General features: G+C 34.4%; 19 protein-coding genes and 1 pseudogene. 8 read left to right on the forward strand and 12 right to left on the reverse strand.

Translation table 11 applies throughout. The annotated features are described in order from the left end of the window. Nucleotides 1-151 precede the first annotated feature (151 nt). Both J8H85_RS17540 and J8H85_RS17545 read left to right on the forward strand, forming a co-directional pair. Nucleotides 152-903: pseudogene (locus J8H85_RS17540) on the forward strand (SDR family NAD(P)-dependent oxidoreductase). Between the two features lie 42 nt (nucleotides 904-945). After that, nucleotides 946-2,079, forward strand: a complete 1,134-nt coding sequence (locus J8H85_RS17545) for an ATP-binding protein (RefSeq protein ID WP_209656804.1) — start codon at nucleotides 946-948, stop codon at nucleotides 2,077-2,079. A 147-nt stretch (nucleotides 2,080-2,226) separates the two neighbouring features. Here the strand turns inward: J8H85_RS17545 and J8H85_RS17550 are convergent, their stop codons facing one another. The 3 genes from J8H85_RS17550 to amaB form a co-directional block, all read right to left on the reverse strand. Next, nucleotides 2,227-3,417 carry a DUF1501 domain-containing protein gene (locus tag J8H85_RS17550; RefSeq protein ID WP_209656806.1) on the reverse strand — a complete coding sequence of 397 codons (1,191 nt, stop codon included), beginning with the start codon at nucleotides 3,415-3,417 and terminating at the stop codon, nucleotides 2,227-2,229. A 2-nt stretch (nucleotides 3,418-3,419) separates the two neighbouring features. After that, nucleotides 3,420-4,799 (reverse strand): DUF1800 domain-containing protein, encoded by a 1,380-nt coding sequence (locus tag J8H85_RS17555; RefSeq protein ID WP_209656808.1) that lies wholly within the window; start codon nucleotides 4,797-4,799, stop codon nucleotides 3,420-3,422. A gap of 114 nt (nucleotides 4,800-4,913) precedes the next feature. After that, on the reverse strand, nucleotides 4,914-6,467 hold the full coding sequence (amaB, locus tag J8H85_RS17560; protein ID WP_209656810.1) for an L-piperidine-6-carboxylate dehydrogenase: 1,554 nt from the start codon (nucleotides 6,465-6,467) through the stop codon (nucleotides 4,914-4,916). Between the two features lie 218 nt (nucleotides 6,468-6,685). On the opposite strand from amaB, the gene J8H85_RS17565 reads away from it, so the two are divergent. The 4 genes from J8H85_RS17565 (at nucleotide 6,686) to J8H85_RS17580 (ending at nucleotide 16,046) form a co-directional block, all read left to right on the forward strand. After that, entirely contained in the window at nucleotides 6,686-12,250 is a 5,565-nt protein-coding gene (locus tag J8H85_RS17565) for an MG2 domain-containing protein (RefSeq protein WP_209656812.1), read from the forward strand. Between the two features lie 3 nt (nucleotides 12,251-12,253). Further along, nucleotides 12,254-12,565 (forward strand): antibiotic biosynthesis monooxygenase family protein, encoded by a 312-nt coding sequence (locus J8H85_RS17570; protein ID WP_209656814.1) that lies wholly within the window; start codon nucleotides 12,254-12,256, stop codon nucleotides 12,563-12,565. A 157-nt stretch (nucleotides 12,566-12,722) separates the two neighbouring features. Next, complete coding sequence (gene pbpC / locus J8H85_RS17575; RefSeq protein ID WP_209656816.1) at nucleotides 12,723-15,074, forward strand: penicillin-binding protein 1C; 2,352 nt, start codon at nucleotides 12,723-12,725, stop codon at nucleotides 15,072-15,074. A gap of 33 nt (nucleotides 15,075-15,107) precedes the next feature. Then, a complete protein-coding gene (locus J8H85_RS17580; protein WP_209656819.1) occupies nucleotides 15,108-16,046 on the forward strand; it encodes an endonuclease/exonuclease/phosphatase family protein in 939 nt (312 codons plus the stop codon). A gap of 2 nt (nucleotides 16,047-16,048) precedes the next feature. Here J8H85_RS17580 and J8H85_RS17585 read toward each other — a convergent pair whose 3' ends face one another. From J8H85_RS17585 to J8H85_RS17595, 3 genes are all read right to left on the reverse strand, one after another. Further along, nucleotides 16,049-16,714, reverse strand: a complete 666-nt coding sequence (locus tag J8H85_RS17585; RefSeq protein WP_209656821.1) for an endonuclease/exonuclease/phosphatase family protein — start codon at nucleotides 16,712-16,714, stop codon at nucleotides 16,049-16,051. 203 nt (nucleotides 16,715-16,917) lie between these two features. Then, nucleotides 16,918-17,442 (reverse strand): YciI family protein, encoded by a 525-nt coding sequence (locus tag J8H85_RS17590; protein WP_209656822.1) that lies wholly within the window; start codon nucleotides 17,440-17,442, stop codon nucleotides 16,918-16,920. Nucleotides 17,443-17,465: 23 nt separating this feature from the next. After that, nucleotides 17,466-17,933 (reverse strand): CYTH domain-containing protein, encoded by a 468-nt coding sequence (locus J8H85_RS17595; RefSeq protein WP_209656826.1) that lies wholly within the window; start codon nucleotides 17,931-17,933, stop codon nucleotides 17,466-17,468. A gap of 81 nt (nucleotides 17,934-18,014) precedes the next feature. On the opposite strand from J8H85_RS17595, the gene dinB reads away from it, so the two are divergent. Next, the gene (gene dinB, locus J8H85_RS17600) at nucleotides 18,015-19,112 is read left to right on the forward strand and encodes a DNA polymerase IV (protein WP_209656827.1); all 1,098 of its coding nucleotides are present in this window, start codon (nucleotides 18,015-18,017) and stop codon (nucleotides 19,110-19,112) included. Here dinB and J8H85_RS17605 read toward each other — a convergent pair. From J8H85_RS17605 to J8H85_RS17630, 6 genes are all read right to left on the reverse strand, one after another. Next, nucleotides 19,109-20,146, reverse strand: coding sequence for an acyltransferase family protein (locus J8H85_RS17605; RefSeq protein WP_209656829.1), 1,038 nt, complete (start codon nucleotides 20,144-20,146; stop codon nucleotides 19,109-19,111). The two genes, dinB and J8H85_RS17605, sit on opposite strands and share 4 nt — an antisense overlap. Nucleotides 20,147-20,178: 32 nt before the next feature. Beyond that, complete coding sequence (gene pyk / locus J8H85_RS17610) at nucleotides 20,179-21,612, reverse strand: pyruvate kinase (RefSeq protein WP_209656831.1); 1,434 nt, start codon at nucleotides 21,610-21,612, stop codon at nucleotides 20,179-20,181. Then, nucleotides 21,612-22,097, reverse strand: a complete 486-nt coding sequence (locus tag J8H85_RS17615; RefSeq protein ID WP_209656834.1) for an IPExxxVDY family protein — start codon at nucleotides 22,095-22,097, stop codon at nucleotides 21,612-21,614. Before J8H85_RS17615 ends, pyk begins: the two co-directional genes overlap by 1 nt. Before the next feature lie 117 nt (nucleotides 22,098-22,214). Next, the gene (gene rnc, locus J8H85_RS17620; protein ID WP_209656836.1) at nucleotides 22,215-22,955 is read right to left on the reverse strand and encodes a ribonuclease III; all 741 of its coding nucleotides are present in this window, start codon (nucleotides 22,953-22,955) and stop codon (nucleotides 22,215-22,217) included. A 7-nt stretch (nucleotides 22,956-22,962) separates the two neighbouring features. After that, complete coding sequence (fabF, locus tag J8H85_RS17625) at nucleotides 22,963-24,213, reverse strand: beta-ketoacyl-ACP synthase II (protein WP_209656838.1); 1,251 nt, start codon at nucleotides 24,211-24,213, stop codon at nucleotides 22,963-22,965. A gap of 11 nt (nucleotides 24,214-24,224) precedes the next feature. Next, nucleotides 24,225-24,458 (reverse strand): acyl carrier protein, encoded by a 234-nt coding sequence (locus J8H85_RS17630; RefSeq protein WP_007647141.1) that lies wholly within the window; start codon nucleotides 24,456-24,458, stop codon nucleotides 24,225-24,227. Nucleotides 24,459-24,730: 272 nt separating this feature from the next. On the opposite strand from J8H85_RS17630, the gene purN reads away from it, so the two are divergent. Beyond that, a complete protein-coding gene (gene purN / locus J8H85_RS17635) occupies nucleotides 24,731-25,303 on the forward strand; it encodes a phosphoribosylglycinamide formyltransferase (protein ID WP_209656839.1) in 573 nt (190 codons plus the stop codon). The last annotated feature ends 18 nt before the right edge of the window (nucleotides 25,304-25,321 follow it).

The following is a 25,321-nucleotide window of genomic DNA, read 5'->3' on the forward strand; positions in this document are numbered from 1 at the left end:
AAATTTAACGCTTGTTTTTAAAGGTCAACATTTTAATACCCATGGTACAATCTACTAAAAATCAATCATAAAGAACATTTAAAAAGTAAAATCAAAATATTAAATACAATTTAAGTATTTTTATAAATGTATTAAAAAACAACATTAACAAATGGCAAAAACAGCCTTAATAACGGGTGCAACAAGTGGTATTGGATTTGCAACTGCCTGCGAATTTGCAAAACATGGCATGCGCTTAATTTTATGCGGAAGACGTTTGGAACGCCTACATGCCTTACAAGAAGCACTTAGCAAGCTCACCAATGTGCATATTTTAAATTTTGATGTGAGGGATAAAACCGAAACTTTTAAAGCCATTGAGTCGCTACCCGAAAATTTTAAACAGATAGATATTTTAATTAATAATGCAGGAAACGCCCATGGTTTAGACCCCATTGATGCCGGGAGTTTGGACGATTGGGATGCCATGATGGATATAAACGTAAAAGGTTTATTGTATGTAAGCAAAGCCATTATACCACAGATGACGGCAAGAAAATCAGGGCATATCATCAATATTGGTTCATCGGCAGGAAAAGAAGTGTATCCAAAAGGCAATGTATATTGTGGGAGTAAACATGCTGTTTTGGCCATTACGGAAGGTATGCGTATTGATTTGAATCCATATGGCATAAAAGAGGTGCTATTAATCCAGGCTTGGTAGAAACCGAATTTTCTCAAGTACGTTTTAAAGGTGATAAAATTGCCGATACCGTTTACAAAGGGTTTAAAGCACTACAAGCCGAGGATGTTGCTGAAGTTATCTATTTTGCCATATCACGACCGCCTCATGTGAACATTGCCGATGTATTGATGTTTTGTACGGCACAGGCAAATAGTGTTACAGTAAATAAAGAACTTTAAACTAAATACATGAGATTTCCGCCTGCGCGGGAATGACAAGAGATGATCAACAAACGCCTACTTATAAAAAACCTATTATCGCATAACGATGAAAATAGCTTTTACGACAAAAAGCGCAAAATTGATATTAGTTTTAAAGAAGGTAAAGCGAAGTTTTTAAAACATATTTGTGCACTTTCAAATAGCAACCCAAAAAACAACTCCTATATTGTTATTGGTGTTGAAGATGTCGACAACGATATTGTTGGTGTCGATTTTTTTGATGATAGTAAAATACAAAACCTCATCAATGCCTATTTAACAAACCCACCTATTGTTCAATACGAGAACATCCCATTTCCGCACTTACCAGACCACAAAGTAGTGGGTTTGGTTACCATTCGCCCAACCGGAAAATTAACCTCATTAAGAAAAAACATTTGGAAATATTACGGTGGCTCGGTGTTTTTTAGAGATGGCAGCATGAGCATGCCCAAAGTGTTTGATATTGAAGTTAAAGATGTTAATTCTAAAATTGTAGAGTCTATTGAAAACAACTCACAAAACAACATAGAACACACCTTAAATGGTGTTTTCGATTTTTTAAAAAAACGCAAAGATTACAATCCGCAATACAAGGTTTTTAAAGAATATTTTGTGGTTTGTTGGGCAGGTCAAAAAAAAATAATTAAAAATGAAACTTTTTTCTCTAGAGTTGATATTGAATTAATAAACGAGCAAGTACGATTGTTTTTTTCGGCTTTAGATGAAGTTGCCATTTTTATTGATGAAGATTCTTTTAAAATTATTGAATACGTTAATCTTGGATTTCAAAATTCCAATAAATACTATCAATTGGAAGAAACACTCATCAATTTTGAGCATAATGCAAATTACACTATCGAAACAAAATTATTGTTTGAAGCTCCTCAATATGATAAAAAAGTGCTTCATCATATTTACAATACCACAAATGCCCTTTTGGAAAAACTAAAAAAGGGGCTTTCTTTTACAAAATCGGAAGAAATGGATTTAAAAAACTTGCCCGTAACCTATCTTATCTGTTACCTTAATCTGTTTCATGAAGCCATAGATAAATTGGAGGAAGCAAAACCATATTTAAGAGCATATAGTGACGAATTATACCATCTATACAAAGAGTCAATGCGTGTTTTAAGAAAGGTAAAATACAGTTAATCGAATTTAAATTAACTTAACCTAAAATTAACTTTGGTGCTTTTTTTCTCACGAAATAAAACTTATATTTGTCCCGCTATTAATCTTTTTAAGATACAACCTTGTTCCTCCCGATATAGTTTCGGCATTGGAGCAAGGTTTTTTTTATTAGATAAAATTCATTTGGTTAAACGACCTGTTTAGAATTTTGCTATCATCTACTACCAACCATTTGTTTAATACCGTAGCATAAATAGTTCTAAAATCTATTTCGAATTTTAAATCGCCGTTATCGTCTAAATCACTTAAACTGGCCATGTTGTTATAAACGCCTTGCTTTTTCAAGTTATCGCCAATTACAAACACATTGTTTGCTGTCCCATGGTCGGTCCCTACACTGGCATTTTGATTTACACGACGTCCAAATTCTGAAAACGTTAGCACCAAAGTATCTTTAAACGTGTTGTTTGCTTTTAAATCTTCAACAAAAGCCTCAACAGATTCGGCATAAATTTTTAAAAGTCTTTTTTGGGCATTTAACTGATTTACATGCGTATCAAATCCGCTTAACGATGTGTAAAACACTTTGGTTTCCAAACCGGAATTGATAAACTGCGCTGTTGTTTTAAGTTGATTCCCGAATTTATTATTTGGATACTCTTTTTTTGAAGTAACCGTTTTACTGGTTTCGTAAATATACTTTGCCGATGATTGTGCTTCAATCATGGTTTTATACAAGTAGCCTAAATTATGTTCGCTTAAATGCGCATCGTTTTGGTGTTTCCCTAGATTTTTAAAGTAAGGGTCTCGCAAGAGATTAAACAAGCTTTTAGCATCTTGTGTGGCAATGCCATTTATATTTTCACCTTTTAAAGCTAATGATAACGTATCATCTACCTCAATAACATTATAAGGCTGTTTGCCATAATTATCTAAATAACGCCCTAACCAACCTGTTTGCGAAAATTTATTGGAATCGGTTGCTGTTTGCCAAATATCCATAGACCTGAAATGTGAACGCACCGGATTTGGATAGCCTACATTATTGATGATGGATAAATAGCCATTATCGTATAACCTTTTTAAAGGCATTAAACTGCTATGCAACCCCAGTTCATCATTTAGATTTATAACCTCGTTTTTTGGAATCCCTAAGGTGGGACGTTCTTTATAATATAAATCGTTTCTAAAAGGAATAACGGTATTTAACCCATCGTTTCCTCCAGATAGTTGAATAATAACCAAACGTTTATACCCCAAGCTGCTACTTGCAACTTGCTCAAAAGCTTTTACAAAACTTGGCACAAAAAATAAGCTACTAGCTAAAGATGACTGTTTTAAAAATTTTCTTCTGTCCATAATTAACACATTTGGTATTCTGGCAACGACATAAGTTGTATACCATACTCTTTTTTAGACACCTTGCTTAATGAATTTAAATAACTACTGGCCTCAGGGTTTAATTCGCTTAACAAAATATAATCTTGCAAGTCTTTTACATTTACATCTTTGAAATTTTTATTGAAGGTTTCCCAATCATGCTGTATTTTGAATTTCCTTCCGTAGGTGTTTTTAAATGCAGATTTTTTTACCGCCATCATATCGTCAGATTCGCCCAATTCAGTTTTAGAAATATAGGCATCGTTTAAAAGAATGGATGGCAATTTTAAACGCAGTACAATGGTGTTGCTATCTATCCAACTTTTTCCACCTTTCCAACCTGCCACATTGGGAGGGTCCAATAAGGTTTGTCCTAATTGCTTTTGAATGTATAAAAGTTGTCTTGGATTGTTGAATTGCACAGGAACCAAAACATTCAACCCCACTAAAAACTCTATGGGCGATTTTATTTTTGTTCCAATATTTTCTGGGTTGTAAAACCAATCGGAACTAAACACAAAACGCATCAAAGTTTCAATATTATAGTCTTTATAAAACACATCGACCATTTGTTTTATATGTGTTTCATTTAAAGCATCGTTTACAAAATAGCGGTATATTTTTTCGCAAATAAATTTAGCACATTGCTTTTGTTCTAAAATAATATCAATAATATCCTCTCCATTAAAATTACCTGTTTTTCCAAAAAAAGTTTTGATGGAGGCATCGTGGGTATAGCGCCTAAAAACAAATTCACCATTAAAATTATGGCTATAACCCGTAAAAGCTTTGGCGCTTTCTTTAATATCATTTTCGGTATAATGGCCTTCACCTAAAGTGAACAATTCCATAAGCTCGCGCGCAAAATTTTCATTGGGCTTTTGCTTTTTATTTTGCTTCGTATTTAAATACTTTGTCATGGCAGCTTCTTTTGAAACGGCGTTTACAAATTCTTTAAAATTGCCCAAAGCATGTTGGCGCAACATATTGTTAAACTGCTGAATGTACACCACGTTGTTATCTTCGCAAACAAAAACATTTGCCCAAAACAACGTCATTTTTTCTCGTAAAAGTTCCGATGGGTTGATAAGTCGGTTTACCCAAGCTACATTTAGATCTATGGTTTTTTCGCGACTTAATTGTTGAAGCCTTTTTTGATTTTCTGAAGATATTTTGGTTTCTCCACTTAAGATACTATCTATTTCAGCAGTATCTATTTTTAAAGGCGTTGTTTTTTTCGAGTTTTCGAAAAGACCATCAATAACTTCTTCCTTTTTCTTTTTAGCTAAAGCATGCAATTGGTTTGGTAAAATACCAAAACCTGCACGCCAATATAGATGTTGTATATAATTGACTTTCATAAGAAAAAAGAATAAAGTTATATAACCCTTTAGACTTGAATAGTTTAGAAAGGTTTAATTACTAGTAATTATTATATAAAAACGGTTTTATTCTTTTTTATATTGTTGACTCAACTACAAATCAAACTTAATACCTTGTGCCAAAGGCAATTCGGTGGTATAATTGATGGTATTGGTTTGGCGACGCATATATACTTTCCAAGCATCACTACCAGATTCACGGCCGCCACCTGTTTCCTTTTCACCACCAAAAGCACCGCCAATTTCAGCCCCTGAAGTTCCTATGTTCACGTTGGCAATACCACAATCGGATCCAGAAACCGATAGAAAACGTTCTGCTTCACGTAAGTTGTTCGTCATAATAGCCGAAGACAATCCTTGAGCAACATTGTTTTGAATTTCAATGGCATTGTCAACATCACCCGAATATTTTAAAAGGTATAAAACCGGCGCAAAGGTTTCATGCTGCACAATTTTAAATTCGGGTTTTGCCTCGGCAATGGCTGGTTTAACGTAACAGCCACTTTCGTAACCTGCTCCACGCAATACGCCACCTTCAACAATAACAGTTCCGCCGTCTTCAACCACTTTTGTTAAAGCATTTTGATACATCTTTACAGCATCAGTATCAATCAAAGGTCCCACATGGTTTTTTTCGTCTAGAGGATTGCCTATTCGAAGTTGTTTGTATGCATCGGAAACTGCGGTTTTCACCTTGTCATAAATAGACTCATGAATAATTAATCTACGTGTAGAAGTACAACGTTGTCCGCAGGTACCAACGGCACCAAAAACAGCACCTATAACCGTCATTTTTATATCGGCATCGGGCGTTACAATAATGGCATTGTTTCCGCCTAATTCTAATAAACTTTTACCTAAACGAGCCGCCACTTCTTGCGCCACCATTTTACCCATACGTGTAGAACCTGTTGCTGAAATTAATGGAATTCGGGTGTCTTTAGTCATAAATTCACCAACTTTAGAATCGCCATTTATCAAACATGAAATACCTTCGGGCAAGTTATTTGCTTTAAAAACCTCGGCAGCTATATTTTGGCAAGCTATTCCACAAAGTGGTGTTTTTTCGCTGGGTTTCCAAACGGTAACATCGCCACAAACCCAAGCCAATGCTGTATTCCACGCCCAAACAGCTACGGGAAAATTGAATGCCGAAATAATACCAACAACACCCAAAGGATGGTATTGCTCGTACATACGGTGCCCTGGACGCTCTGAATGCATGGTCAACCCATGAAGCTGACGCGAGAGACCAACGGCAAAATCGCAGATATCTATCATTTCTCGAACCTCGCCCAACCCTTCTTGGTACGATTTTCCCATTTCATAGGAAACCAGTTTCCCTAAGGCTTCTTTTTTTTCTCGGAGTTTATCACCAAACTGTCGTACAATTTCTCCGCGTTGTGGCGCAGGCATCAGTCTCCAAATTTTAAAAGCCTTGGTAGCGGCATCCATTACTTTTTCATAATCATCTTTGGTGGTGGTGGCCACTTTTCCAATTAATTGTCCGTCCACCGGTGAATAGGATTCTAAAACATCTCCAGCCGAAAAATTATTAAGACCTGTAGATGTGCCTTCGTTTATATTCTTAACACCTAATAGGTTTAAAGCTTTTTCAATTCCGAAATTTGCAGAAATTGTACTCATATATATTGATTATTTACGAATTATTTAATAAAAAGTAAAGATACTAATATATAATCACTTTTTTTTAAATTGACCAAGCTTATAAAAAACGTAACTTTAAGAACAATTTAACCCTAAACCAAAATCTTATTTCATAAAATATTCCATACTTTTCTTAACAAGAAACAAACTACGCTTTCTTTTCGTAAATTTCATCGTTCAAAAAAAATCAGCATTCTATGTCGTTCAAAAAGCTTTTCACTTTCACAATGTTAATCTTCTTAGTGGTATCCTGCAAAAAGAAAGAAGTTGAAACCGATAATTTATTCAAGTTTAGAGAGTATATAAGCTATACAACATCTGGGTTGGTATCGGTTGCAGACCCTATCGAAATTAATTTAGCGAAGGAAGTTAATGGTTGGGAAATGGGCAAAGAATTAACCGAAAACCTCATTACCATTACGCCCCATGTTCAAGGAAAATTAACAGTAGCAAACAACCATGCACTCCTTTTTATACCTGATGAGCATTTGGAATCTTCAACAGAATATACTGTTAGTGTAAAATTAGAAGACATCTATAAAAACATACCCAAAGACTTTGAAACTTACACCTTTCAATTTAAAACCATTACACCAAACTTTAGCATAGTTACCAATAATTTACAATCGTACAGTAAAAATTGGCAGTATTTGGAAGCAGTGCTTCGTTCGGCAGATGTGATATCGCTTAACGATGCAAAAAAATTGGTTGAAGCTTATCAAGCAGACAAAAAACTGTCCATCGCATTCAACGAAGCAAACCAACATTCAAGAATATTCGAATTTAAAATTGATAGCATCCATAGAAAAATTGAAGACAGTGAAGTCCTTATAAAATGGAATGGTGCTGCTATAAAAGCTGATAACAAGGGTGAAAATAAAGTATTTATTCCAGGGATTAATAATTTCACAATTGTAAATGTAGAAGTGATTCAAGCTCCCGAACAATGTTTATCGATTAACTTTTCCGACCCTTTAAAAAGGCAACAAAATTTTGATGGCTTGGTAACGCTTCAAGGTGTGAAAAACCCAAAGTATGTTGTTGATGGTAATGTTTTAAAGGTATATCCGGATACTAAATTGGTTGGAAATATTCAGGTTGATGTATTTCAAGGCATTGCAAATACCGATGGTTATAAACTAAAAAAACCTTTTTCTGAACTTATTGCTTTTGAAGAATTAAAGCCCCAAGTACGCTTGTTGACCAGTGGTACTATTCTACCAAATTCGCAAGAACTTAAATTCAATTTTGAAGCGGTTAATTTAAAAGCAGTTGACGTTAGAATCATCAAAATTTTTGAAGACAATATACTCCAGTTTTTACAGGATAATGATTTGAATAATGCCAATTCATACAATGTTAGGCAGGTAGGGCGCCGTATTGCCAAACAAACCATTCAATTGCAATCTGAAGCAGAAAACACTGGAAAATGGAAAGCCTATAGCATTGATTTATCCAAATTTTTTAAAGCAGATCCGGGTGCTATTTATCGTGTAGAGGTAAGTTTTAACAAAAACTATTCTTTATATAATTGTGATGGAAACACAACCGTTTCAAACACTGAAAATGAAGAAGAAGGCTATTATGAAGATGAATACTACGAAGAAGATTATACTGAAAGTACCACACCTGAAGATGAGGAATTGCGTGAAGAAGCCTATTGGGACAACTTAACATATCGCTACAAAAATTACAATTATAATTGGCGTGAAGAAAACAACCCTTGCCATGATGCGTACTACAACGAATCTAAAGTAGTATCTCAAAATTTATTAGCTTCAAATATTGGGGTCATAGCAAAACAAGGGGCAAACAACTCATACTATTTTGCGGTTACCAATATTTTAACTACCAGTCCAGAAGCGGGCGCTACGGTGAAACTTTATAATTTTCAGCAACAAGAATTAGCAAGCACCATAACTGATAATGAAGGGTTAACGTTGGTTGATTTAAACAAAAACGCTGCATTCGCCATTGTTTCCAAAGGGAAAAACAAAACCTACATCAAACTTGCAGATGGCAACTCGCTATCGTTAAGTAAATTTGATGTTTCTGGCAACAAAATACAACGCGGACTTAAAGGCTACATTTATGGTGAACGTGGTGTTTGGCGACCTGGAGATACGTTGCACTTAACGTTTATGCTTAACGATTTTACAAATCCATTACCAAAAGGGCATCCTGTTAAAATGGAAATTACCGATCCTTACGGCAAATTAGTATTTAAAAATGTAACTACTAACAACGTAAACAACTTCTACAAATTTACGGTACCAACCGCTACCGAAGATAAAACAGGAAACTACAAAGCCAAAGTATCGCTTGGTGGTGCGGTATTTTACAAAGATTTAAAAATTGAAACCGTTAAACCCAATCGCTTAAAAATAAAAATAGATTTTGAAAATGAGATTCTTACCAAAAAAGAGCCATTAAAGGGAACTCTTGATGTAAAATGGCTTCACGGTGCACCCGGTAAAAACTTAAAAGCCGAAATTAAAGCAAAATTTAGTAGTGCAACTACATCATTCAAAAACTACAAAGGCTATGTTTTTAACGACCCAACCAAACAATTTGAGACCGAAGAAATCACGGTATTTGAAGGTGCTGTTGATACTGATGGATTGGCAAAAATCAATAAAAAACTAGAAATTAGCAAAAATGCTCCGGGCATGTTGAATGTTCAGTTTTTAGCCAGAGCTTTCGAAAACGGTGGTGATTTTTCTATGGATGCTTTCACCAAACAATACGCACCATACGAATCGTTTGTTGGGTTACATGCCCCTAAAGGAAATGATTACGGTGCCTTTTCTACCAACGAAAATCAAATGTTTGATGTGGTCGTTGTAAATGCCAACGGCAAACCCGTAAAACGCAGTAATGTGGAAGTAAAAGTGTATAAAATTGAATGGCGTTGGTGGTGGAATTCATCATATGATAATTTGTCCAGTTACGTATCAAGCAGCTACCATAAACCGTTTTACGATACCAAAATTAATACAGATACCAATGGAAAAGCCAGTTTCAAATTAAATATTCCTGATAACGAACGTGGGCGTTATTTAATAAGAGTTACAGATCCTGAAAGTGGTCATTCTACAGGTGAAACCGCCTATTTTTATAAAAATTGGTATGTGCCCGCAGGTGATAAAGAAGCGGCAAAAATGTTGGTTTTTTCAGCAGATAAAGAACAGTATCAAGTTGGTGAAACAGCTAAAATTAAATTCAAATCGGGCAGTGAAGGGCGCGCCTTGGTAAGTGTTGAAAATGGCACTGAAGTTTTAAATTTCAAATGGATAAAAACAAAACAAGGTGAAACTACGGTTGAAATTCCTGTAACTTCAGAAATGGCACCAAACGTATTTATCAATATTTCATTATTACAACCACATGCCATAACAGCAAACGATTTACCTATTCGTATGTATGGCATTATTCCATTAATGGTTGAAGACCCAAGCACCATATTACAACCACAAATAAAAATGCCTGAAGTATTACGTCCAGAACAGGCTTTTGATGTGTATGTTTCAGAAAAAAACAAAAAAGCCATGACCTATACAGTTGCGGTTGTTGAAGAAGGTTTATTGGATTTAACACGTTTTAAAACACCAAATGCGTGGGATGCATTTTATGCACGTGAAGCATTGGGTGTAAAAACTTGGGATATTTTTGATGATGTTATTGGAGCGTATTCCGGTAGCATAGACCAAGTATTTGCAATTGGTGGCGATGGCAATGCCGCAGCAGGAAAAAACAAAAAAGCAAACCGTTTTAAACCCGTTGTAACCTATTTGGGTCCGTTTACATTAAAAGCAGGCGAAACCAAAAAGCACAACATCAAATTACCCAACTATATTGGTGCGGTAAGAACCATGGTTATTGCTGGAAACCATACCACCAAAGCCTATGGAAGCACAGACAAATCGGTTGAAGTAAAAAAACCATTAATGGTATTGGCTACGCTTCCGCGGAAATTAAGCCCCGGTGAAAAAGTAACACTGCCAGTAACTGTTTTTGCTATAGAAAACAAAGTGAAAAATGTAACGATTAGTCTTAAATTAAGCAACGGCATTTCGGTAGTTGGGGAGAAAACAAAAAATCTATCGTTTTCAAAACCCGATGAACAAATGACCTATTTTGAATTGGATGTTAGCAAAGCAAAAGGCATCAATACAGTGGAAGTTATTGCGACCGGAAATGGTGAAAAATCAACTTATAAAGTAGAATTGGATGTGGTGAATCCTAACCCCATCACATCCAAATCACTTGATGAAACATTAAATGCCAATGCAAACGAAACACTTGATTTTTCAACCTTTGGTGTTACAGGAACCAATTCGGCAACCATCGAATTTTCAACCTTACCTCCCATGGATTTTTCACGCCGATTGGATTATCTAATTCAATATCCTCATGGATGTGCAGAACAAACAACATCGAGTGTGTTTCCGCAGTTATTCTTAAACGATATTTTCGATTTAACGTATGATAAAAAACAAGCCATTGAAAGTAATATTAAAAACGGCATTACCAGATTAGGACATTTTCAACAACCCAACGGCGGTATGAGTTATTGGATGGGTGAAACAACGGTTGATGATTGGTCTACAAGTTACATTGGTCATTTTATGTTGGAAGCCGAAAAGAAAGGTTTTGTGTTACCATTAACGTTTAAAACCAATTGGTTGCGTTACCAAAAGCAAGCGGCTAGAGATTGGCGCCCAAGTTATAGAAGTTATAATTCCGATTTGGCACAAGCTTACAGATTATATACCTTGGCTTTAGCTGGAAATGCCGATTTAGCAGCCATGAACCGATTACGTGAGTTTACAGAAATATCCAACGAAGGCAAATGGCGACTGGCAGCAGCCTATGCTTTGGCAGGACAAAAAGAAGCTAGTTCTCAAATTTCTAGCACTGCCAATATTAATTTTCAACCACAAAAATATAATTATTACACGTATGGATCGGTTGATAGAAACAGAGCGATGGCTTTAGAAACGATGGTGCTTACCAAAAGTTCTAAAATGCGCGGACTTGCAGAAACCATTGCAAAAGACTTATCGAGCGATATCTGGATGAGTACACAAACCACAGCCTACAGTTTACTAGCTATGGCTAAAATGGTGAAAGCAAACGGCGGCAAAGCATTGCATGTAAGCTATACCTTGAATGGAAAAACAGAAACCATAAGGTCTAAAAGTGCTATCGCACAGCGTACTTTAAAAATTGTTGAAGGCAATAATGCATTATCATTAACTAACCATAAAGACAATGTGGTGTATGTACGTGTTCTAAACGCTGGCAAATTACCCTTAGGAGAAGAAATAGCCGAACAACGTGGTTTGAGTGTGTCTGTAATTTACAAGAACTTAAAAGGTAATAAAATGGATATTTCAAAATTACAGCAAGGGCAAGATTTTATAGCTTCAGTAAGTGTAAGCAACCTTAAAGATTATAACATTCAAAATGTGGCTTTAACTCAAATTTTCCCTTCAGGATGGGAAATTGTAAACACCCGTTTTACAGATTTTGGCGATACCGTTACAAGTCAAGCACGTTATACCGATATACGCGACGACCGAGTGAATTTCTATTTCGATTTATCCCAAAAAGGAAAACACAGTACAAAAACGTTTAATGTAATGTTGAATGCTTCGTATTTAGGAACCTATTATTTACCTGGTATTCAAGCGGAAGCGATGTATGATAACGGCTTTTTGGTAAGAACAAAAGGGCAATGGATAACTGTTGAAAAATAAAAAATGAAAGAAGATTTCAAACCCTACTACGCAGTCATTTTCACTTCAACCCAAAATGAAAACGTTGAAGGATATAATGATATGGCAGATAAAATGGAAACTTTAGCAAAACAACAAAAGGGCTTTTTGGGTATGGACAGCGCCAGAAATGCTGTGGGTATTACCGTGAGCTATTGGGAAAGTTTAGAAGCTATAAAGAATTGGAAACAACATACGGACCATTTGGTGGCACAACAAAAAGGACGAGAAGATTGGTACAGTTGGTACAACGTGAGAATTTGCAAGGTTGAACGTGAGTATGAGTTTAATAAATAAAACAAGTAACGTCATTATGAAGGAAGCATGGCTGAAGTTATCTTTATAATTGAATATTTACATGTAAATAAAGAGGTTGCGATATCGTTTTAATTGCAATGATATTCTAAAATTTAGACCTCACAGGTTTTAAAAACCTGTGAGGTCTTCCAATACCATGAACAAAATAATAGTCTATATAAAACGCAATAAAATTAAATCGACAGTCATTCTGGCTGTTTTAATTGCCTATTACTTTTGTTTGCCTTGGCAGCTTTTTAAAGACCCAACTGCTACTGTAATTACCAGTAAAAACAAAGAACTTTTAGGAGCCCAAATAGCAAAAGATGGCCAATGGCGATTTCCGCAAAACGACACCGTTCCTAAAAAATTTGAAACCTGTATTATTCAATTTGAAGATGAATACTTTTATAAACATCCCGGTTTTAATCCTATCTCCATTTTTAAGGCATTACGAGACAACCTTAAATCTGGCAATGTAAAACGTGGTGGCAGTACGATAACGCAACAAGTAATTCGTTTGTCACGAAAAAATAAAAAGCGCACCTATTTTGAAAAAGGTATTGAAATTCTGCTGGCTACCCGATTAGAACTTCGAGCTTCAAAAAACCGAATATTAGCTTATTACACCAGTAACGCGCCTTTTGGCGGTAATGTCGTTGGGCTAGATGCCGCTTCATGGCGCTATTTTAATAGAAGTGCCAATCAACTTTCGTGGGCAGAAAGCGCTTTACTTGCTGTGTTGCCAAATGCTCCAAGCCTCATTTATCCAGGGAAAAATCATGAGCAGTTAATAAAAAAACGAAATAGGCTTCTTAAAAAGCTTTTTCAAAAAGGTGTGATTGATAAGTTAACCTATCAACTATCCATTGCAGAAGATATTCCAGAAAAGCCATATCCATTGCCTCAAATAGCACCACATTTGCTTCAAAAAGTTTCAAAAACTTATAACGGAAAACGCATTCAAACTTCTATAGATGTGCGCTTGCAAGAACGTATTAATGGAATCGTTCAAAGCCATTACAAGCAATTGAGTCAAAACGAAATTTACAACGCCGCTGTTTTAGTTTTAGATGTAAAAACCCGAAAAGTTTTAGCGTATGTTGGAAATACACCTACCGATAAAGCGCACCAAAAAGATGTAGATGTTATAGATAAACCACGCAGTACGGGCAGTATTTTAAAACCTTTTTTATATGCAGCCATGTTGGATGCGGGTGATGTGTTGCAAAACACCTTGGTGGCCGATGTACCCACGCAATTTGGGAGTTACAACCCCGAAAATTATAACCAAACCTATGACGGTGCTGTACCTGCAAGCAGCGCTTTGTCGCGCTCGTTAAATGTGCCTTCGGTAAGAATGCTTCAAGAATTTGGTTTGGATCGATTTCATCATTATTTAAAAACATTGCGACTCAAAGATTTAAAATACGACGCCAATCATTATGGCTTATCGCTTATTTTAGGTGGTGCCGAAAGTAATTTATGGGATTTATGTAAAAGTTATGCAGCACTATCTTCCACTTTAAATCATTTTTCTGAAACTTCTAGTGAATATTTTTCCAATGAATTTTGTGAACCCATATTTTTAGCTTCAGAAACAATTGATTTCGGGAAAAAATCAACCGAAAAAACACTTTTTGATGCTGCTTCCATTTATTTGACTTATGAGAGTCTAAAAGAAGTAAACCGTCCCGAAGGTGATGAAAATTGGGAATTTTTTGACGGGTCCAAGCAAATAGCATGGAAAACAGGTACCAGTTTTGGGTTTCGTGATGCTTGGGCCATTGGTACCACTAAAGATTACGTGGTAGGGGTTTGGGTTGGAAATGCCGATGGCGAAGGCAGACCTGGTTTGGTGGGTGTGCAAGCTGCGGCTCCCATGTTGTTTGATGTTTTTGATGTGCTACCCAAAACCGATTGGTTTTCAAAACCTTTTGATGAAATGCAGGAAGTTGAAATCTGCAAAAAAAGCGGTTACAGGGCATCTCAAAATTGTGATGAAGTTGAAACAAAATTTATTCAATTAAGTGGATTAAAAACGAAACCTTGTCCGTTTCACATCTTGATTCATTTAGATAATACGGAAACATTTCAAGTAAATACCTCATGTGAAAATTTAAGTAACATTCACAACAAATCGTGGTTTGTATTGCCACCTTTAATAGCGCATTATTATAAAACCAAAAATCCATTTTACAAACCGCTGCCAAAATTTAGAAGTGATTGTTTGAGCGAAAGTGCTATCACCATGGAATTTATTTATCCGAAGGAAAACAACCATATATTTTTAGCAAAAGATTTTGATGAAAAAGCGAATGATTTAATCCTGAAAATAGCCCATTCCAAACCCGAATCTACGTTGTTTTGGTATATGGATGATGCCTTTGTAGGAAGTACTAAAGACATTCACGAATTATCAGTCGTTCCCAAACAAGGCGACCACATGATAACCGTTGTTGATGAATTTGGAAATGAAGCAAAAAGAAAGATGACTATCTCAAAATAATTCATAACTTTATGTAAACCAAACCATTATAACATGCCAGCGTTTCCTAAACCAAATTTTGTATATAATTTTGACATTCATGCCGAGATTCAAAATCTAAAAAAACACAAAAACAAACGTCATATTCCTGAAAAGACAGACGGTAAACTTTTAATTGCCACTTGGAATATTGCCAACCTAGGATTACAAAAACGTTGGAACGAGCATTATAAACTCATTGCTGAAATTATTAGCTGGTTTGATATTATTGCCATTCAAGAAACCAATGACAACCTAGAAGGACTGTATAATATAGAACTGGAATTGCCAAATCATTATGATTTGATTTTTTCGGACGCCGGTGGCAATAATGAACGTTTTGCTTTTATATTCGACAATCAAAAAATAGATAGATTACAATTGGTTGCTGAAATATCCATTCCGCCAAAAGACCATAGACACATAAAGTTGAAAGGTGTAAAATCAAAATTTACCGGTTTTGATAGAACGCCTTACCTATGCTCCTTTCAATGGAAAAATCACAAGCTTATTTTTATAACGGTACATTCCTATTTTGGAAGCGAGAGAAAGGCAGATGTAGAGAGACGTTCTTTAGAAGCGTATGCTATTTCGCGTTATGCGGATTTACGGAAAAATTCAAAATATGCTTTTTCAAAAAAGATTATTACTATGGGCGATTTCAATATTCCTAAAATTGAACAAGGCGACCAAACGTATGATGCCTTGATGGAAAGGGGTCTAAAATTGCCCGACCATTCCACTCAAATTTACTCGAACATTAATGATGATAAACAGTATGACCAAATAGCATTTTTACCTTCGTTAAAATCTAAAATTACAGCTAATGGGGTTTTTGATTTTGACACGGCTATTTTTCCAGATTTATGGGAATCTAACGTTTCGAACTTTAAAAAATATTTGAAATACTACATGTCCGATCACAGACCTATGTGGATTCAACTGAAATTATAAAATTAATTCCTTACATAGGTTTTCAACATCGTATGGTCCGATTTAAACGTATTGATTTTTTGTGTCTTTAAAATTTCCAAATCTTTAGAAACCCATATATGATCGAGCGAAAGTAACGGCAAATTCCAAAACCAGGTTTCTCTAAAACCATTGCCTTTTTCATTAAATGCATGATTAAACTCTGATTTCATTTTGTTTAAATATTTAGATTCAAAAGGTAGATTAAAATCACCTAAAACAATGGTTTTCTGGTTTTTTGAAATTAATTTGTTTACAAAATTTAATTCCCAATTACGTGGTACATCGGTACTACCAGTTACATCAACTACATAAAAGTTAATCCCTTTTGAATTGAAGTTGATAACAGAAGTGCTGTAATTGGATACCGTCTCATTTACTACATTTACTTGCGTTTTAGAAAAAATATATATGCCTCGCCTCAATTCATAAAAAAAATATTTTGGGTATTTTAATTGAAGCTTCTCTAGATTGTTTTTTTTAGACTCTACCAAAACCATCATATCTGGTATTCCTGTATTCAAATTAAAAGCATCTTCAAAACCACTATCACGAGAAGCGTTCCAAAAAACAATTTCAAAATCGGTGTCTTTTATTGTTTCTGGGATATGAATTTTAAAACTTCTACCCAACCAAACAATCAATAACATTACAGCTAATATTAAATGGCACCTTCTCTTTCTAAGAAAAACAGATAATAATAAAACCACTATTATTATTATCGGAAGCGGAAGTGAATAGTAAAGCAACGATTCTTGATAATTACGTTCTTTTAGTAGAAAATGCACCATTAATAACGCCGTAATTATTGCAACATTTACAACCCAATAAAGAATTTTTATTATCTTAAACATTACCTTAGTGGAAGGCCTTTTCCTGCCCACCAAGGGTGTATTTCTATAACCAAACGTCCCGCTTTTACCATAGGATCTGCATTGGCTAAACTATCAGCCATTTTCAGGGTTGGTACATTATAAATCGTGATACCGCGTATGTCTCCTTTATCTCCAAAAGGGCCAGAAATATCGGCATACCCCAACTCGTACATTTTCTTTAAATGGGCTAAATGCTCTTTTTGTAAAATCTCTACATCTTCTTCATTTTGCGATCGAATGGTGCCATTTTTTAAAAAAGCTATAAAATATTGCTGCATTAAAATAGTGTCTTTTGTTTGTTCATCAATATAATCGAAGGTTTGATATCCTTCAGCAGCAAGTTCTTTTTTAATTTGTTTGATTGATTTTTTTATAGGTTTTTCCCTAACATCAACAACAACGGTATCCTTGACGACTTCTTCTGTTACCATTTCTTCTTTTTCTACTTTTCTGCAAGACACCAATGCAAAAATTGTTAAACATATTACTGCTACTTTTTTCATTTGTTCTGTTTTTATAATGTACGTTACCATGTTTTATAAGGATGCTTACTTAACTGTGAATTGTAATATTTTATAATACCCGTAACTTCTTCACCTAGCCAATTGGGTTTTTCAAACATCTCATTTTCGCTTTTTAACTCCACTTCTGCAACTACCAACCCTTCATTATCTCCATAAAATTCATCTATTTCAAAGATATGGTTTCCTACGTTTACTTCGTACCTAGTTTTATCAATTACTCCTGGCTCACAAAGATTTAAAAGCGCTTTAGCTTCTTCCTTAGAAATGGGTTTTTCCCATTCAAACCGTGTTAACCCATCAGAAGTCGATACCCCTTTAACAGTTAAAAAACCCATATCTTCTTTTAGTCGAATTCGTACGGTGCGTTCTTTATGTGTATTTAAAAAACCCTGAATAATTCTGGTACTTTTAAAAGCTTCCTTTTTATATAAAATTGAATTTACCAAAAACTTACGTTCAATTTCTACCATGAGATAAACTACCTATTTTTAATTAAATTACTTATTAAAAGTGCCTATACAAAAATGGCATTTAATGCCTAAATTTACGGTATGTTGAGCGATTTACCAATACGAAAAATTATTCATGTTGATATGGATGCCTTTTACGCCTCTGTAGAACAAATGGACAACCCTGATTTGAAAGGAAAACCCGTTGCTGTTGGTGGAAGCGAAAAACGTGGTGTAATAAGTGCTGCCAGTTATGAAGCCAGGAAATTTGGCGTAAAAAGTGCCATGGCTGGAAATTTGGCCATAAAATTGTGTCCTGAACTTATTTTTGTAAGACCAAATTTTGAACGTTATACTGAAATTTCAAAAAAAATTAGAAAAATATTTCTTGATTATACCGATTTGGTGGAGCCATTATCATTAGATGAAGCTTATTTAGATGTTACCAAAAACAAGAAAGGAAACCCGAGCGCCTCTTTAATTGCACAAGAAATTAGAACACGTATTTTTAATGAAGTGGGCTTAACGGCATCGGCAGGCATTTCCATAAACAAATTTATAGCGAAAGTTGCCAGTGATTATAACAAACCTAACGGACAAAAAACTGTAAACCCTGAAGAAGTTATTGGCTTTTTAGAGGCACTAGACATTAGGAAGTTTTATGGTGTTGGTAAAGTAACAGCCGAAAAAATGTATCAATTAGGCATTTTTACTGGTAATGATTTAAAGCAAAAATCTTTTGAATATTTAGATGAACATTTTGGAAAATCTGGTCGCTATTATTATTACGTGGTAAGGGGTATTCATACTAGTGAAGTGAAACCCAACCGCATTAGAAAAAGTTTAGCAGCCGAACGTACGTTTAGTGAAAATTTACCGAGTGAAGTGTTTATGCTTGAAAAACTGGAACACATTGCAAAAGAAGTGTCTAGAAGGTTGGAAAAAAGTAAAGTTTCTGGAAAAACAGTTACTTTAAAAATAAAGTATAGTGACTTTTCCTTGCAAACCAGAAGCAAGACCTTGCATTATTTTATTAGCGACAAAGCATTAATATTAGATACCGCTAAAGATTTATTATATCAGGAAAAATTAAGCAATTCTGTGCGACTACTAGGTATATCAATGTCTAACCTCAATACCGAAACAAAAAAACCACAAGAACAAAAAAGTGTGAGCGTTCAATTGAAATTTGATTTTTAACTTATTGAAATTAATTCTTTTTGTCTCCTTTTTCTGCTCTTTGAAAGGAATCTTAATTCTAGAAAGTGCCAAGATAAAATGGCCAATACAAGTGTTATGAATAAAACGCAGATACTCACTACAATTGGATTATAAAAATTAAATAAACCAAAAAAAACGAATAGTTGAATTATTGGATAATGATAAATATAAATACCATATGTGAAATCTCCATATTTACCAAAAGTATTTAACCACTTAAAACTATAAGCAAAATAAAAGACCATAAAACCATAAGCTAAAGGTTTCAAATATTGGGTTTCTAACACATATTGCTCAACTAAAAACAATGTTAAACATGGTAATATTATATGATTCTTATACTTTAATAAGAATGAGAAATTTCTATAAAACATAATTCCAACTACAAAAAAAGCTAATGCACCTGGCAACTGTTTAGCGATGCGGTAACTATCTATAGATACAAAATAATTAAAATAAACTACAGATACCATATAAACCAGAGCGCTTAACACATAAATATTAATCTTTTTACGCCTAATTAACCAGTAAAAAACAGGCACTAATAGATAAAAAGCTTCCTCTATTTTAATGGTCCACAAAGCTCCATTTACCGAACAATCTAAATTGGAAACAAACACACCAGGTAGACAGGGGCAAAAATAATTTTGAAATGTTAAGTTGGCTGCTAAATACTTCCAAAACCCACTACTTAAAAAATAATTAGTAATGGAATACGTTGAAATTAATGAAAAAAGTATGGCAGAAAGCATAATTACAAAAAAATAAGCAGGTACAATCCTTTTTATTCTTTTGGTAATATATTCTTTAATAGTATTAGATTTTTCAAAACTTTTTGCAATTAAAAAACCACTGATAACAAAAAACCCGTCTATTGCTAAACGGGTATTAAAAAAAACTTTATAAGGTTGAAATATTTCAATTCCACTTAATTCTATTATGTGTGCAATTGCTACAGTTGTTGCAAAAACAACTCTTAAGAAATCGAAATTGTTAATATTAATTTTATTCAAAAGACGTCTTAAGATTATTAAAATTAAAAACCTTAATGTGAAATCTCTCTCACCCTCAAGGTGTTCACCATACCTTTTTCAGCTATTGGCATTGAGGCTAAACTAATTACCATATCGCCTTTCTTTACTAAATTATGGGCTTTGGCTATGCGGTTAATATCTACAACCGTATCATCGGTAGATACAAATCGGTCATAGAAAAATGCTTGAACACCCCAAAGTAAACTTAATTGGGTCAAGATACGTTTGTTTGATGTAAATACTAAAATGTGACATGATGGTCTCCAAGCAGAAATTTGAAACGCCGTATATCCACTATTCGTTAATGTTGAAATGGCCTGAGCATCAATTTCGTTCGCCATAATAGCAGCATGATAACAAATAGACTTTGTAATGAAACGATTGGTACGAATATGAGGAGGCAATTGCGGTACTTTAATTAATGGTGAATCTTCAACATTTTTTAAAATATTTGCCATTTGTCTAATAACTTGAACTGGATAGCTACCAACCGATGTTTCTCCCGAAAGCATTACCGCATCGGCTCCATCCATAACCGAATTGGCAACATCGTTTACTTCAGCTCTGGTTGGTGTTAAACTGGTAATCATAGTTTCCATCATTTGAGTTGCTATAATTACTGGTATTCTAGCTTTCTTAGCTCTTAAAACCAATTGTTTTTGGATTAACGGTACTTCTTCAGCAGGAACTTCTACACCCAGATCACCACGTGCCACCATTAAACCATCACAATGTGCTACAATAGCATCAATATTCTTTACTGCTTCTGGTTTTTCAATTTTAGCTATAATTGGGATTTTATGGTCACTATGTTTTTCTATTAATTCACGAAGCTGCATTAAATCTTCTGCATGACGTACAAAAGATAATGCCATCCAATCTACATTTTGACTTATAGCAAACAGAGCATCTTCAATATCTTTTTCGGTTAATGCAGGTTGTGATATATTGGTGTTTGGTAAGTTTACCCCTTTTTTAGATTTTAAAGGGCCTCCTTGAATTACCTTAGCTTTAACTTCAGATTTTCCATCGGTTGAAACCACTTCAAAAATTAATTTTCCATCATCTAAAAGAATACGTTCTCCTGGCTTTGCGTCTTGGGGAAACCTATCATAAGTCATGTATACCCTATCCTTTGTGCCTTCAAATCGTTTTCCTGTAGCAAAAATGATTTCATCATCTGGGTTTACCACTACTTCCTCTTTCATAACGCCCACACGAAGTTTAGGGCCTTGTAAATCGGCGAGTATAGAGGCGTTAAAACCAAATTCTTCATTTAGTTCACGTATCATTTTAATACGTTCTGCTACATCATTATAATCGGCATGGGAAAAGTTGATTCTAAATACATTGGCACCTTCTTCAAGCATTCCTTTTAATACTTCTTTAGTGCTTGTGGCTGGACCTAAGGTGGCTACTATTTTGGTTTTTTTTCTTAATGGCATTAGCTAAAAATTAAATTATCTTTTGATTTTAATTGATTTATATCAATACTATAAGCAGTTGCTACTTGTTGTACTTCTAAAATCTTCTTTAAAATATTGTTTTCTTTACTTAAACTGAATTCGTTATCTATTTTTAAAAAATAGTTGACAGCTTTATATTCGGGTACCAAATACGTTGTTTGTATTACTTTTTCTTCTGCACTAAACAGTGAATTAAAATTATGTTTTTTTAAAATCTCTGTTTTACAAATATTAGACACTAAACTCCAATTGATCAATTGTTTGGAATCTTCCCATTCAAAAATTGAATACGTAGCATTATTAAAACTAAAATCTAAATTTGACCTTCTTCGAGCTAGATTGGTACTCAAATTTTTATTTAGAAGATATGCCAAACGATAATCTTCAATGGTGCAATGAATTGCAATTAAAGTGCAATCTACCTCATCAAAAATATCATCAAGAATAAGTTTGTGTACTGCCATAACCTATATTAAACGTTGTAAATATAGTATTTAAAAACATTCAATTGTAAAAGTTATGTGAATCTTAACATGTAAAACAACTAAAACGTTATAGTTAAATGGTCAAATTTAAACGTTCTAAAGCATTTTGGACATTTTGTTTTGGAATACAAAAAAAGCACGTTTTGAAGCTTTTTCTTCGGCCTTTTTTTTAGAAGTAGCTCTTGCTTTTGCAACAACTTTATTGTCTATAGATAGTTTAACCGAAAAGTGCCTTACTTCATCATTTCCAGTATCTTCATAAACATGGTACCCAAAGGTTCTTTTCTCTTTTTGGCACCATTCTATTAATAAGCTTTTGTAGCTTATTACTTTCCCTTCTAAAGTTTCAATATCTACATAAGGGGTAATAACGCGCTTATAAATAAATTTTTCGCAATAATTGTAGCCTCTATCCAAAAAAATAGCGCCTACTAAAGCTTCAAAAAGATTACCATGTATATTGTCTCCAAACTGCCCAGGAGGTATTTTACTTTCTACTAGACTAATTAATTTCAGTTCCTTTCCAAGCTCATTTAGATGCTCTCTACTTACTACTTTAGATCGCATTTTGGTAAGATAGCCCTCATCACCAGCTGGTACTTCAAGATATAAATGAGAAGCGATAACGGCACTTAACATGGCATCACCTAAAAACTCTAATCGTTCATAATTAATAGCGTTTCCTTTGCTATCTTTTATGTTCATAGAACGATGTGTGAAGGCTTTTTTATAGAATTGGATATCTTTAGGCTTAAACCCTAGAATTTTAACTATTTCCATAAAAAAATTCCCGTTGCGTTTAAAACGGGAATTTAATATGTTACGAATGTTTTTCATTCGGGATTTAGTCTAATTTTTTGAATAATACACAAGCGTTATGTCCGCCAAATCCAAATGTATTACTCATTACTACTTTAATATCACGCTTTTGGGCTTGGTTTAAAGTTAAATTTAATTCTGGATCAATGTTTTCGTCAACAGTAGTGTGGTTAATAGTTGGCGGAACAATACCATGTTGCATTGCCAATATAGCCGAAATAGCTTCAATAGCCCCTGCTGCACCTAATAAGTGCCCAGTCATTGATTTTGTTGAATTAATATTTATATGCTTTGCATGATTTCCGAAAACTTCTGAAATTGCTTTCAATTCTGCAACATCTCCTAATGGTGTAGAAGTTCCATGTGTATTAATATGGTCTACATCTTCTGGTTTTAGGCCTGCATTTTCTAGGCAATTTTTCATTACGGCAACAACACCTCTTCCTTCCGGGTGTGGTGCTGTCATGTGGTAAGCATCAGAAGATAAACCTCCTCCAACAAACTCAGCATAAATTTTAGCTCCTCTAGCCTTTGCAAACTCGTATTCTTCTAAAACAAGTGCACCAGCACCTTCCCCAAGTACAAAACCATCTCTGGTAGCATCAAATGGTCTTGATGCTGTTTCTGGACTTTCGTTTCTAGTTGAAAGCGCATGCATTGCGTTAAAGCCACCCATTCCAGCAATAGTAACTGCTGCTTCACTACCTCCTGTAACAACCACATCGCAATGCCCTAAACGTATAGAGTTTAGTGCATCAAACATAGCGTTTGCTGAAGAAGCACAAGCAGAAACTGTTGTGTAATTTGGCCCCATAAATCCATATTTGATGGATATATTACCGGGCGCAATATCTGCAATCATTTTAGGAATAAAGAACGGATTAAATCTGGGCGTTCCATCACCTTTAGCAAAGTTTAAAACTTCTTCTTGAAAGGTTTCTAAACCTCCAATACCTGCTCCCCATATAACACCAACTCGTAGTTTATTAATGGTTTCTAAATCTAACTTTGCATCGGCTATTGCCTCATCAGCAGCTACCATAGCATACTGTGTAAATTTATCCATTCTACTGGCCAGCTTTCTGTCAATAAAATCGGTAGCATTAAAGTTTTTCAATTCGCAAGCGAATTTCGTTTTAAACTTTTCGGTATCGTAATATGTTATAGGCGCAGCACCACTTTTTCCACTTATTAAGCCTTCCCAATATTCATCTTTGGTATTGCCAATAGGTGTTAAAGCCCCTAAACCCGTGACTACAACTCGCTTTAATTCCATAAATGTTTTGCTTATTTTGCAGCTTCTATATAAGAAATAGCTTGACCAACTGTTGCTATATTTTCAGCTTGATCGTCTGGAATTTGGATATCGAATTCTTTTTCAAATTCCATAATTAATTCTACAGTGTCTAAAGAGTCTGCTCCTAAATCGTTTGTGAAGCTTGCTTCAGTTACAACTTCGTTCTCATCAACTCCTAATTTGTCCACGATAATCGCTTTTACTCTTGATGCAATGTCTGACATAATTTTTTAATTTTAAGTTTTAATTAAGTCGCAAAAATAAAAAACTTTATTTTATAATTTGCTATTCTGTTAAAAATGTATTGGTAATTTACTAAAATTACTTTTAAGTATTTCAAATTTAACTCTTAATTGTTAATATTTATTCTTTTTTTTGTTAGAATATTTAAACATTCTTGTCTGTGATATGAAATGAGGATGAAATTTATAAGTCATTCTATGAATTTTAATTACGAATTGCATCAGACAATAATTTAAAAAATAAAAGAGAGTTGATGAAACGTATAGTAATTTTTGCTTCCGGAAGTGGAACTAATGCTGAAAATTTAATTAAGTTTTTTCACAACAGAGAAAATGCGTCTGTTATTCAGGTACTTACTAACAATCCCCATGCCAAAGTTTTAGACCGCTGCAAAACTCTTGAGGTTAGCGCATTGTCTTTCAACAAAATAGCACTCGCAAAAACAAATGATGTGCTTAATATTTTAAAAGCCTCAAAACCCGATTTAATTGTTTTAGCTGGGTTTTTGTGGAAATTTCCAGAGTTTATTCTCAATGAATTTCCTAATAAAGTAATTAATATTCACCCCGCATTATTACCTAAATATGGAGGCAAAGGCATGTATGGCATGCACGTTCATGAAGCTATTGTAGCAAACAAAGAACCCGAAACTGGTATTACTATACATTATGTAAATGAACATTATGATGAAGGCGCCATCATTTTTCAGGCTAAATGCAAAGTAAACGCATCAGATTCTGCTGAAGATGTTGCTGCAAAAATTCATGAATTAGAGATGGAACATTTCCCTAAAGTGGTGGAACAACTTTTAAATTCCAAAAACTAAATTCCAAAACCCAAGTAA

It is taken from the genome of Mariniflexile gromovii, from assembly GCF_017814435.1.
Taxonomy (GTDB): Bacteria; Bacteroidota; Bacteroidia; order Flavobacteriales; family Flavobacteriaceae; genus Mariniflexile; species Mariniflexile gromovii.

Bases quoted from the DNA above. Each gene is read 5' to 3' on its own strand.
- J8H85_RS17545 (WP_209656804.1), top strand. From the start codon at position 946: ATGATCAACAAACGCCTACTTATAAAAAACCTATTATCGCATAACGAT.
- J8H85_RS17550 (WP_209656806.1), bottom strand. From the start codon at position 3,417: ATGGACAGAAGAAAATTTTTAAAACAGTCATCTTTAGCTAGTAGCTTA.
- J8H85_RS17555 (WP_209656808.1), bottom strand. From the start codon at position 4,799: ATGAAAGTCAATTATATACAACATCTATATTGGCGTGCAGGTTTTGGT.
- amaB (WP_209656810.1), bottom strand. From the start codon at position 6,467: ATGAGTACAATTTCTGCAAATTTCGGAATTGAAAAAGCTTTAAACCTA.
- J8H85_RS17565 (WP_209656812.1), top strand. From the start codon at position 6,686: ATGTCGTTCAAAAAGCTTTTCACTTTCACAATGTTAATCTTCTTAGTG.
- J8H85_RS17570 (WP_209656814.1), top strand. From the start codon at position 12,254: ATGAAAGAAGATTTCAAACCCTACTACGCAGTCATTTTCACTTCAACC.
- pbpC (WP_209656816.1), top strand. From the start codon at position 12,723: ATGAACAAAATAATAGTCTATATAAAACGCAATAAAATTAAATCGACA.
- J8H85_RS17580 (WP_209656819.1), top strand. From the start codon at position 15,108: ATGCCAGCGTTTCCTAAACCAAATTTTGTATATAATTTTGACATTCAT.
- J8H85_RS17585 (WP_209656821.1), bottom strand. From the start codon at position 16,714: ATGTTATTGATTGTTTGGTTGGGTAGAAGTTTTAAAATTCATATCCCA.
- J8H85_RS17590 (WP_209656822.1), bottom strand. From the start codon at position 17,442: ATGAAAAAAGTAGCAGTAATATGTTTAACAATTTTTGCATTGGTGTCT.
- J8H85_RS17595 (WP_209656826.1), bottom strand. From the start codon at position 17,933: ATGGTAGAAATTGAACGTAAGTTTTTGGTAAATTCAATTTTATATAAA.
- dinB (WP_209656827.1), top strand. From the start codon at position 18,015: ATGTTGAGCGATTTACCAATACGAAAAATTATTCATGTTGATATGGAT.
- pyk (WP_209656831.1), bottom strand. From the start codon at position 21,612: ATGCCATTAAGAAAAAAAACCAAAATAGTAGCCACCTTAGGTCCAGCC.
- J8H85_RS17615 (WP_209656834.1), bottom strand. From the start codon at position 22,097: ATGGCAGTACACAAACTTATTCTTGATGATATTTTTGATGAGGTAGAT.
- rnc (WP_209656836.1), bottom strand. From the start codon at position 22,955: ATGAAAAACATTCGTAACATATTAAATTCCCGTTTTAAACGCAACGGG.
- fabF (WP_209656838.1), bottom strand. From the start codon at position 24,213: ATGGAATTAAAGCGAGTTGTAGTCACGGGTTTAGGGGCTTTAACACCT.
- J8H85_RS17630 (WP_007647141.1), bottom strand. From the start codon at position 24,458: ATGTCAGACATTGCATCAAGAGTAAAAGCGATTATCGTGGACAAATTA.
- purN (WP_209656839.1), top strand. From the start codon at position 24,731: ATGAAACGTATAGTAATTTTTGCTTCCGGAAGTGGAACTAATGCTGAA.